The 10,378-nt window shown below is 74.4% G+C and carries 9 protein-coding genes; 4 read left to right on the top strand and 5 right to left on the bottom strand.

Annotated features, from left to right (window positions below):
• Nucleotides 1–135 precede the first annotated feature (135 nt).
• The 4 genes from RNC47_RS30930 to RNC47_RS30915 all read right to left on the bottom strand — a co-directional run bounded on the left by RNC47_RS30930 (nucleotide 136) and on the right by RNC47_RS30915 (nucleotide 4,793).
• Nucleotides 136–1,071 (bottom strand): DUF2510 domain-containing protein, encoded by a 936-nt coding sequence (locus tag RNC47_RS30930; RefSeq protein WP_311603516.1) that lies wholly within the window; start codon nucleotides 1,069–1,071, stop codon nucleotides 136–138.
• Nucleotides 1,072–1,156: 85 nt separating this feature from the next.
• Complete coding sequence (locus tag RNC47_RS30925) at nucleotides 1,157–1,942, bottom strand: 3-oxoacyl-ACP reductase (RefSeq protein WP_311603514.1); 786 nt, start codon at nucleotides 1,940–1,942, stop codon at nucleotides 1,157–1,159.
• A 62-nt stretch (nucleotides 1,943–2,004) separates the two neighbouring features.
• Nucleotides 2,005–3,381: an aldehyde dehydrogenase family protein gene (locus RNC47_RS30920; protein ID WP_311603512.1), complete on the bottom strand. Its 1,377-nt coding sequence runs from the start codon at nucleotides 3,379–3,381 to the stop codon at nucleotides 2,005–2,007.
• A 35-nt stretch (nucleotides 3,382–3,416) separates the two neighbouring features.
• Nucleotides 3,417–4,793, bottom strand: coding sequence for a glutamine synthetase family protein (locus RNC47_RS30915; protein WP_311603522.1), 1,377 nt, complete (start codon nucleotides 4,791–4,793; stop codon nucleotides 3,417–3,419).
• A 74-nt stretch (nucleotides 4,794–4,867) separates the two neighbouring features.
• On the opposite strand from RNC47_RS30915, the gene RNC47_RS30910 reads away from it, so the two are divergent.
• From RNC47_RS30910 to RNC47_RS30900, 3 genes are all read left to right on the top strand, one after another.
• Entirely contained in the window at nucleotides 4,868–5,617 is a 750-nt protein-coding gene (locus tag RNC47_RS30910; RefSeq protein ID WP_311603509.1) for a FadR/GntR family transcriptional regulator, read from the top strand.
• 165 nt (nucleotides 5,618–5,782) lie between these two features.
• On the top strand, nucleotides 5,783–7,252 hold the full coding sequence (gene eat, locus RNC47_RS30905) for an ethanolamine permease (protein ID WP_311603507.1): 1,470 nt from the start codon (nucleotides 5,783–5,785) through the stop codon (nucleotides 7,250–7,252).
• A 14-nt stretch (nucleotides 7,253–7,266) separates the two neighbouring features.
• A complete protein-coding gene (locus RNC47_RS30900; RefSeq protein ID WP_311603505.1) occupies nucleotides 7,267–7,959 on the top strand; it encodes a gamma-glutamyl-gamma-aminobutyrate hydrolase family protein in 693 nt (230 codons plus the stop codon).
• A gap of 35 nt (nucleotides 7,960–7,994) precedes the next feature.
• On the opposite strand, the gene RNC47_RS30895 is transcribed toward RNC47_RS30900, so the two are convergent.
• Nucleotides 7,995–9,185 carry a cation:proton antiporter gene (locus RNC47_RS30895; RefSeq protein ID WP_311603520.1) on the bottom strand — a complete coding sequence of 397 codons (1,191 nt, stop codon included), beginning with the start codon at nucleotides 9,183–9,185 and terminating at the stop codon, nucleotides 7,995–7,997.
• A gap of 270 nt (nucleotides 9,186–9,455) precedes the next feature.
• Here RNC47_RS30895 and RNC47_RS30890 point away from each other — a divergent pair, with 270 nt between their 5' ends.
• Nucleotides 9,456–10,361, top strand: coding sequence for a 5'-3' exonuclease (locus RNC47_RS30890; RefSeq protein WP_311603518.1), 906 nt, complete (start codon nucleotides 9,456–9,458; stop codon nucleotides 10,359–10,361).
• The last annotated feature ends 17 nt before the right edge of the window (nucleotides 10,362–10,378 follow it).

Genomic DNA, 10,378 nt, shown 5'->3' with positions numbered 1-10,378 from the left:
GGGGGGTGGCGGGGCGGGCCGTGACGGCGGTGCCGGTGGCGTGCGCCGGGGACCCTGCTCCGTGTTCATCCACCCTCTCCCAGGCCGACCGGCGTCGCTGGTCACGCGTGACGTGGTCACTTTACGGTCGCCCGCTCAGACTTCGGTACCTGGCCCGCCCGCCACCGCCCGGACGTCCTGGACGAACCGGTCGAGAACGTCCGGGTCGGGGGCCTCGGGGCCGAGGTCGCAGCCGATCCGCAGCAGCAACAGCGCGTCGGAGCCGTCCGGCGCGGGGAACGCCACGGACTCGACATACGCCTCGGTGCCGGCGCCCGTGGTGACGCGGGTGCGGACCCGGTGGCCCTGCTGACCGGCGACGGTGACCGGTTCGTCGAGCACGTCCTGGGAGTCGGTGATCCCGCCGTACGCCTCGCCGTAGGAGTCCTGCTCGTTGCTCGGGATGTCGCCGGCGGCCAACTGCTCGGGGGTGACGCCGGCGACGCCCGGTACGGCCATCAGGAGGGCGCCGGCGTCCACGCACTGGAGGTCGGCGTCGGTCGGGCAGGGGTAGCCGCCGATGGTGACCGAGACGCCGCCGTCCATCCGGCCCTCCTCCCAGCCCTCGGGAACGGGCAGCGCGGCGCCGCCGACCTGGGCCTCGGTGAAGCCGTCGCCCGCGCCGCTCCCGCCCTCACGCTCGGGCCGCTCCTCGCCCTCGCCCGGCGGCCCGGCGAAGCGCTCGAACGCGTCGCCGGCCACGCCGCCCGCGTCGCGTCCGTCCTCGTCGAGGAGCAGCGGGACGGCGACCAGCAGCCCGGCGAGCACCAGCGCGCCGCCGATCAGCATGGCGACCCGGCCGCCCCGCTTCCCGGGCCGCGGCGGCACGGGCGGGGGCGGCACGAGGGGGGTCGGAGGCGCGGCGGCCGGCCAGCCGTGGTCGGGCGCCGTGGCGGTCGGCGAGGCCGCTGTGGGCTCGCCGCCCGGGGGACGGGTGCGCTCGGTCCAGGAGGAGCCGTCCCACCATCGCTCCAGGGCGGGTCGGTCCTCGCCCTGGCTCGGGTCCCGGTACCAGCCGGGTGGCATCGTCATGCTCACGGAGTGAACTTGCCACAGCTTGGCCCACGAGGCCACCGTGCGTGGCCGGTTGAACGCCGCGCGGCCACCGCGCGGGACGTCACAGCGGGGTGACGTACGCGCCGGAGATGCCGCCGTCGACCAGGAACTCCGCGGCGTTGACGAAGGAGGCGTCGTCGCTGGCGAGGAAGGCGACGGCGGCGGCGATCTCCTCCGGCTCGGCGAACCGGCCCGCCGGCACGTGCACCAGCCTGCGGGCGGCGCGCTCCGGGTCCTTCGCGAACAGTTCCTTGAGGAGCGGGGTGTTGACCGGCCCCGGGCACAGGGCGTTGACCCGGATGCCCTCGCGGGCGAACTGCACGCCGAGCTCGCGGGACATGGCGAGCACCCCGCCCTTGGAGGCGGTGTAGCTGATCTGGGAGGTGGCGGCGCCCATCACGGCGACGAAGGAGGCGGTGTTGATGATGGAGCCCCTGCCCTGGCGACGCATGTGCGGGAGGACGGCCTTGCAGCACAGGTAGACGGAGGTGAGGTTGGTCTCCTGGACGCGGCGCCAGGCGTCGAGTTCCGTGGTGAGGATGGAGTCGTCGTCGGGGGGCGAGATGCCGGCGTTGTTGAAGGCGATGTCGACGGCGCCGTAGGCGTCGACCGTGGTCTGGAACAGCGCCTCGACCTGCTCGCGGTCGGTGACGTCGGTGTGCACGTAGCGGCCGCCGGTCTCGGCGGCGGCGGCTTCGCCGCGCTCGGCGTCGAGGTCGGCGCAGACCACGGTGGCGCCCTCGGCGGCGAGCCGGCGGGCGGTGGCCAGGCCGATGCCGCTGGCCGCCCCGGTGATGACGGCGGTGCGGCCGACCAGGCGGCGGGCGGACACGGGAGTCTCGGTCACTGCGGGTTCCTTGGGTCGTGGTGCCGGTGGGCTCGTGGTGCGGTGGGGCTCGGGCCTCGGTCTCAGGAGTCCGAGGCGAGGAAGACGTTCTTGGTCTCGGTGAACGCGGCGAGCGCGTCGGGGCCCAGCTCGCGGCCGAGCCCTGACTGCTTGAAGCCGCCGAAGGGGGTGGCGTAGCGCACGCTGCTGTGCGAGTTGACGGAGAGGTTGCCGGCGGCGACGCCCCGGGAGACGCGCAGCGCCCGGCCGAGGTCGCGGGTCCAGACGGAGCCGGAGAGCCCGTAGTCGGTGGCGTTGGCGAGCCGGACGGCCTCCTCCTCGTCGTCGAAGGGGGTGACGACGGCGACCGGGCCGAAGATCTCCTCGACGGCGGCGCGCCGCCCGGCCTGGTGTGCCTCCAGGACGGTGGGCGGGTACCAGAAGCCGCGGCCGGCGGGGGCGGTGCCGCGGATGGCGGCCGGGGCGTCCTCGGGGACGTAGGAGCGCACCCGTTCGCGCTGGGCGGCCGAGACCAGCGGCCCCATGGCGGTGCCCTCGTCGGCCGGGTCGCCGACCGGGAAGGACAGCACGGCGGGTTCGAGGAGCGCGAGGAAGCGGTCGTAGACGGCGCGTTGCACCAGGATGCGGCTGCGGGCGCAGCAGTCCTGCCCGGTGTTGTCGAGGAACGATCCCGGCGCGGTGGCGGCGGCGCGCTCCAGGTCGGCGTCGGCGAAGACGATGTTGGGGCTCTTGCCGCCGAGTTCGAGGGTGACCCGCTTCACGGCGGCGGCGCAGTGCGCCATGACGCGCTTGCCGGTGGCGGTGGAGCCGGTGAAGACGATCTTGGCGACGCCGGGGTGGGTGACCAGTGCCTCCCCGGTGCCCGGCCCGTCGCCGGGCAGCACCTGGAACAGGCCGTCCGGGAGGCCGGCGGCCAGGGCGAGTTCGGCGAGCCGCAGCGCGGTGAGCGGGGTGGTCTCGGCCGGCTTGAGCAGGACGGCGTTGCCGGCGGCGAGCGCGGGCGCGGTGCCCCAGGCGGCGATCGGCATCGGGAAGTTCCAGGGGGCGATCACGCCGACGACGCCGAGCGGCTCGTGGAAGGTGACGTCGAGCCCGCCGGCGACCGGGATCTGCCGGCCGGTCAGCCGCTCGACGCCGCCGGCCGCGTAGTCGAGCAGGTCCCGGACGTTGCCCGCTTCCCAGCGCGCGTTGCCGACGGGGTGCCCGGCCTCCCTGACCTCCAGCAGCGCCAGCTCCTCGCGGGCCGCGTCGACCTCGGCGGCGAACCGGCGCAGCAGCCTGGCCCGGTCGGCGGGGGCGAGCGCCGCCCAGCCGGCCTGGGCCGCCGCGGCCCGGCGCACCGCCGCGTCGACCTCGGCCGGGGTGGTGACGGGGACGGTGGCGACGATCTCCTCGGTCGCCGGGTTGACGATGTGGTGGGCCGGCGGCGTGGTCTGCACGGTGCGGGTGGCTCCTCGGGTTCCGGGGTCCGTGGTCACAGGCGTTCGAAGGAGCGGAACCGCTCCCAGTCGGTGACCGCGCTGTCGTGGGCGTCCTGTTCGACGCGGGCCATGTTGAGGTAGTGCTCGACCACCTCGTCGCCGAAGGCGGCGCGGGCGACGGCGCTGTCGCGCCAGAGCGCGGCGGCGTCGCGCAGGGTGGCGGGGACGCGCTCGGCGTCGCCGGTGTAGGCGTTCCCCGGGCAGGGCGGCGGGAGTTCCAGGCGCTGGTCGACGCCGTGCAGGCCGGCCGCGATCATGGCGGCGACGGCCAGGTAGGGGTTGACGTCGCCACCCGGCAACCGGTTCTCCAGGCGCAGCGAGGGGCCGTGGCCGACGACCCGCAGCGCGCAGGTGCGGTTGTCCAGGCCCCAGGCGACGGCGGTGGGGGCGAAGGAGCCGGCGCGGAACCGCTTGTAGGAGTTGATGTTGGGGGCGTGGAGCAGCGACAGCTCGCGCAGGGTGGCCAGTTGGCCGGCGAGGAAGTGCCGCATGGTCTCCGACATGCCGTGCGGGTCGCGGTCGTCGTCGGTCGCGGCGAAGACGGGGCGGCCGGCGGCGTCCCGGACCGAGAAGTGGACGTGGCACGAGTTGCCCTCGCGCTCGTCGTACTTGGCCATGAAGGTGAGGGCGACGCCCTCCTGGGCGGCGATCTCCTTGGCGCCGGTCTTGTAGACGACGTGCTGGTCGCAGGTGGTGAGGGCGTCGGCGTAGCGGAAGGCGATCTCGTGCTGGCCGAGGTTGCACTCGCCCTTGGCCGACTCGACGACGAGCCCCGCGCCGGCCATCTCGTTGCGGATGCGGCGCAGCAGCGGCTCGACGCGCCCGGTGCCGAGCACGGAGTAGTCGACGTTGTACTGGTTGGCGGGGGTGAGGTCGCGGTAGCCGGCGTTCCAGGCCTGCTCGTAGCTGTCGCGGAAGAGCATGAACTCCAGCTCGGTGCCGACGTGTCCGGTCCAGCCGCGCTCGGCGAGCCGGTCCAGTTGGCGGCGCAGTATCTGGCGGGGCGAGGCGGCCACCGGGGTGCCGTCGTGCCAGGCGAGGTCGGCGGTGATCATGGCGGTGCCCGGATGCCAGGGGACGCGGCGCAGGGTGGCGGGGTCGCCCGCCATCCGGAAGTCGCCGTAGCCCCGCTCCCAGGAGGCCATGGCGTAGCCGTCCACGGTGTTCATGTCGGTGTCGACCGCGAGGAGGTAGTTGCAGCCCTCGGTGCCGTGGCGCCACACCTCGTCGAGGAAGAACCTGGCGGCGAACCGCTTGCCCTGGAGCCGGCCCTGCATGTCGGTGAAGGCGAGGACGACGGTGTCGATCTCGCCGATGTCGACCAGGCCGCGCAGTTCCTCGATGGACAGCGGTGGTGTGCGTTCCCACATGTCGACGGCCTCCTGTCGCTTCAACCGGGGGCCATAAGGTAGCGGTGGAGACCATTGATTGGGAAGTAGGTCCGATGGGCGTGGGTGACGGCGGCCGGGGCGGCGGCGTCGAGCGGCTGACGGCGGTGCTGCGGCCGGTGCGCGCCGGCAACGGCTTCGAGGAGGCCCTGGAGCAGATACTCCAGGTGCTCCGGCTCGGCCTGGTGGCGGGTGGTGAACGGCTGCCGGCCGAGCGGGAGTTGGCGGCCCGGCTCGGGGTGAGCCGGGTGACGCTGCGCGAGGTGCTGAAGGTGCTCCAGGACGAGGGCCTGGTGGAGAGCCGGCGCGGCCGGTACGGCGGCACGTTCGTCTGCCCCAGGCCCGCGCCGGCCGGTGACGCGGTCCGGGCCGAACTGCGGCGCCGGATCGCGGACGTGGACCTGGAGGACGTGCTGCGGCTGCGCGAGGTGCTCGACGTCGGCGCGGCCGGCCTGTGCGCGGCCGAGGGCCTGGGCGCGGCGGGGACGGCGCGGCTCGGGGCGGCGTTGGCCGCCACCGGGGAGGCGGCGCCGGCCGACTACCGGCGGATGGACACGGCGCTGCACCTGACGCTGGCCGAGCTGTCCGGGTCGCCCTCGCTCGCCGCCCAGTACGCGGCGGTGCGGGCGACGGTGAACGACCTGCTGGACTGCATCCCGCTGCTGGTGCGCAACCTGGAGCACTCGCAGGCCCAGCACGCGGCGCTGGTGGCCGCGGTGTGCGAGGGGGACGCGGACGGGGCGCGGGAGATGATGCGCGAGCACTGCGCGGGCACCGCGGCGCTGCTGCGCGGCTTCCTCGCCTGAGCCGGCCGGGCCGGCCCGCGCTCCGCGTCCGCCGGCGCCGGCGCCGGCGCCGGCGCCGTAACAGCCATTTCACGCACGAGGCTTGCGCCGCGACCACGACAACCGCAAAGGTATCGGCCCAGACCATTCACGCCCCCACGGCGGGCGCGAGTGAAGGAGCGGCCCATGACCGAGCACACCGAGCCCAGCACCGCGCCGCCCGGGGAGACCGGCGGCCCGCCGTCCCCCGAGGACGCCTACCTGCGCCGGCGGACCCTGCGCGCCGGCAGCGCCGGGCCGCTGCTGCTGACCGGACTCGGCGTCGCCTACGTGGTCTCGGGCGACTACGCGGGCTGGAACTTCGGCCTCGCCGAGGGCGGCTTCGGGGGTCTCGCGATCGCCGCGGTGCTGATGGGCCTGATGTACACCTGCATGGTGTTCGCGCTGGCCGAGCTGGCCGCCGTGCTGCCCACGGCGGGCGGCGGCTACGGCTTCGCGCGGCGGGCGCTCGGCCCCTGGGGCGGGTTCCTGACCGGCACGGCGATCCTGATCGAGTTCGTGCTGGCCCCCGCCGCGATCGCGATCTTCATCGGCGACTACGTCGAGTCGCTCGACCTGTTCGGGCTGGAGTCCGGCTGGCCCGTCTACCTCGGCTGCTTCGTCGTCTTCCTGGCCATCCACCTGTGGGGGGTCGGCGAGGCGCTGCGGTTCAGCCTGGCGGTGACCGCGGTCGCGGTGGCGGCGCTGCTGGTGTTCGTGGTCGGCGCGCTGGCCGACTTCAGCCCCGGCGCGCTGGACGACATCCCGGTGGACGAGGGGGCGTTCGGCGCGAGCTCCTGGCTGCCGTTCGGACTGCTCGGGATCTGGGCGGCGTTCCCGTTCGGCATGTGGTTCTTCCTCGGCGTCGAGGGCGTGCCGCTGGCCGCCGAGGAGACCAGGGACCCGGCCCGCACCCTGCCCAGGGCGATGGCCTGGGCGATCGGCGTCCTGCTGGTGCTCGCGGCGCTCACCTTCCTGGCCGCCGCCGGGGCGCGCGGCTCGGCGGCGATCCAGGACGCGGGCAACTCGCTGGTGACGGCCCTCGAACCGGACGGCGAGACCACCGGGTTGAGTCGTTTCGTGAACTACGCGGGGCTCGCCGGGCTCGTCGCCTCGTTCTTCTCGCTGGTCTACGCGGGCTCCCGGCAGCTGTTCGCGCTCTCCAGGGCCGGCTACCTGCCGCGTTTCCTCTCCCTGACCAGCCGCCGCAGGTCGCCCTATCTGGGCCTGCTGATCCCGGGGGCGCTCGGCTTCGCGCTCGCGGCCGCGACGGGGGACGGCGCCCGGATGCTGAACGTGGCCGTGTTCGGGGCCACCATCTCGTATGCCCTGATGACGCTCTCGCACATCGTGCTGCGCCGCCGCGAGCCGGGGCTGCCGCGGCCCTACCGGACCCCCGGCGGAGTGGCGACCTCGGGCGTCGCCCTGGTGCTGGCGCTCGCGGCGCTGGTGGCCACGTTCCTGGTGGACCGGCAGGCCGCGCTCATCGCCCTCGGCGTGTACGCCGTGGCGGTGGCGTACTTCGCCTTCTACAGTCGGCACCGCCTGGTGGCCGCGGCCCCCGAGGAGGAGTTCGCGGCGCTGGCCGAGGCCGAGGCCGAACTGGCCAGGGACTGAAGGGAGCCCGCCGGATGGCGCGACCGCTGATCGGGATCAGCAGCTACCTGGAGGACTCGGCGCGCTGGGGCGTGTGGGAGGCGCCGGCGGCGCTGCTGCCGGTCGGCTACCACCGCCAGGTGCAGCGGGCCGGCGGCCTCGCGGCGCTGCTGCCGCCGGACACCGGCCCCGACGCGGCCGCGGCCACGGTCGGCCGGCTCGACGGCCTGGTGATCGCCGGCGGCCCGGACGTGGAGCCGGCCCGCTACGGCGCAGCGCGGGATCCGCGCAGCGGCCCGCCGGCGCCGGAGCGTGACGGGTGGGAGCTGGCGCTGATCGAGGCGGCGCTGGCCGCCGGGCTGCCGCTGCTGGGGATCTGCCGGGGGATGCAGCTGCTGAACGTGGCGCTCGGCGGGACGCTGCACCAGCATGTGGCCGGCCACCAGGGCCGGCCCGGCACCTTCGTCGACCACGAGGTGACCCCGGTACCCGGCTCCCTGCTCGCCGACCTCCTCTCCCCCGCGCCGCTCGCGGTCCCCACCCACCACCACCAGGCGGTGGCCGCGCTCGGCCCCGGCCTGACGGCCACCGCGCACGCGGCGGACGGCACGGTGGAGGCGTTGGAGCTGCCGTCCGCCGACGGCTTCGTCCTCGCCGTCCAGTGGCACCCGGAGGCGGCGGACGACACGCGCCTCGTCGAGGCGCTGGTCACGGCGGCCGGCGGCTGAGGCCCCGGGCCGCGAGGCCCGGGCCCGCCCCCACACTACGAGCGCGAGGTCGCCGGCTCGACGCCGGCCTCCGCCCGCTTGGCCGCTTCGCGGCCGCCCGGCATCAGCGGGACGAGCCAGTGCGAGCGCCCGGCGACCAGCGGCGCGACCACGGCCAGGATCAGCACATAGCCGGCGATGAACGGCGAGAGCCGCTCGTCGAGTCCCGCGGCGGCCGCCATGGTGGCCAGGATCAGCGCGAACTCGCCGCGCGCCAGCAGCGTGGTGGCCACGTTGGCCGCCGGCTGCGGGCCGAAGCCGTAGATCCGCGCCGTGACCAGCCCGGCCAGCAGGTTCATCGCGACGGTGATGACGATCGCGATGAGCACCGGCCAGATGACGGTCGGCAGGTCGCCTGGCGCGATCGACAGGCCGAAGCCGAAGAAGAAGATCGCGGCGAACGCGTCCCGCAGCGGGTGCACCAGGTCCCGGATGCGGTCGCCGGACCCGGTGTTGCCGAGGATCAGGCCCACCATGAAGGCCGCGATGGCGTCGGCCACTCCGAAGGTCTCGGCGATGCCGGCGATCAGCACCGCGGCGCCGAGGAAGGAGATCACCAGCAGTTCGTTGTCCTTGATGGCGAACAGCTTGCCGATCACGCCGGTCCCCCACCGGGCCGCGATGGCGAGCAGCAGCAGGAAGCCGAAGGCCTTGGCGATGTCCAGCGTCATGGCGCCGACGTCGTCGGCGCCGGAGATCACCGGCTGCAGGGCGGCCAGGTACAGGGCGAGGAAGATGTCCTCCACCACGATGATGCCCAGGATCGGCTTGGTCTCGGGGTTCCCGATGCGGCCGAGGTCCACGAGGATCTTGGTGACGATGGCCGAGGACGAGATGCCCAGCACACCGGCGAGCACCAGGGCCTCCGAGGTGCCCCAGCCGAGGGCGAAGCCGAACCCGAGGCCGGCGCCGACGTTGAGCGCCAGGTAGGTGCAGCCGGCCACGGTCATCTTCCGGCCGCCGGTCTTGAGGTCGTCCATGTGGAACTCGAGCCCGAGGTAGAACAGCAGCAGCACCAGGCCGAGCGCGGACAGCATCTCCAGGTCGTGCGGGTCGTCGAGCAGCACGAAGCCCGGGGTGTTGGGGCCGAGGAGTATGCCGGCCAGGATGAACAGGGGGATCGTGGGCAGCCCTATGCGGCTGCCCAGGCGGGCGAGGAACGCGGCGGCGACGAAGGCGCCGCCCATGGCGAGCAGGGTGTCAGCGTGTCCCATGAGATCACCCGCGCCGGGTGGGGACGGGGCACGACAGGGACAGGAGCGGGGTGGGGCCGGGTCGGGCGGGCGTCAGCGAGTGAATGGTTCCTCCATGGCGTCCGGACGGCTCGGTCAAGAGAGCGTCTGAGCGGCGTCAAGAAATCGTCAATAGTTAGCATATCAAACGATTATTTTTGCGTCGGGGGCCCGGAACCCTCACGTGCTCCTTACGGCATGATCCGGTGTGTGACCCGACGAATCATGCTGCTCGACACCGCCTCGCTCTACTTTCGCGCCTACTTCGGCGTGCCGGAGTCCGTCCGCGCACCCGACGGCACGCCGGTCAACGCCGTCCGCGGCCTGCTCGACTTCATCGCCAGGCTGGTCGCCGACCACCGCCCGGACGACCTGGTGGCCTGCCTCGACGAGGACTGGCGGCCGGCCTGGCGGGTGGCGCTGATCCCCAGCTACAAGGCGCACCGGGTGGCCGAGGAACACACCGCGGGACCGGACACCGAGACCGTGCCCGACACCCTCTCGCCCCAGGTACCCGTCATCGACGCGGTGCTCGACGCGCTCGGCATCGCCCGCGTCGGCGTCCCCGAGCACGAGGCCGACGACGTCATCGGCACCCTGGCGACCCACGCGAGCGGACCGGTCGACATCGTCACCGGGGACCGCGACCTCTTCCAGCTGATCGACGACGCGCGGGGCGTGCGCGTCCTCTACCCGGTCAAGGGCATGAGCACGCTGGCCGGCTTCGACGGCGCGGCGCTGCGCGAGAAGTACGGCGTGGACGGTCCGGGCTACGCCGACCTGGCCGTGCTGCGCGGCGACCCGAGCGACGGGCTGCCCGGGGTGCCCGGCATCGGCGAGAAGACCGCGGCCCGGCTCCTCGACCGGTTCGGCGACCTGGCCGGCATCCGCGCCGCCGTCGACGACCCGCGCGCCGCCCTCACCCCCGCCCAGCGCAAGCGGCTCGCCGAGGCCGGGGAGTACCTGGCCGTGGCGCCGCGGGTCGTCCGGGTGGTCACCGACCTGAAGCTCCCCGCGCACGACCCCGCGCTGCCCACCGCGCCGCGCGACCCGGCGGCCCTGGAGGCCCTCGACGCCCGCTGGGGCCTGGGGGGCTCGCTCACCCGGCTGCTCACCGCGCTCGGGCGCTGAGCGGCCGGGCCGCGGCC

It is taken from the genome of Streptomyces millisiae, from assembly GCF_031845425.1.
GTDB lineage: Bacteria > Actinomycetota > Actinomycetes > Streptomycetales > Streptomycetaceae > Streptomyces > Streptomyces millisiae.
This window is presented reverse-complemented; position numbering and strand designations above follow the sequence as displayed.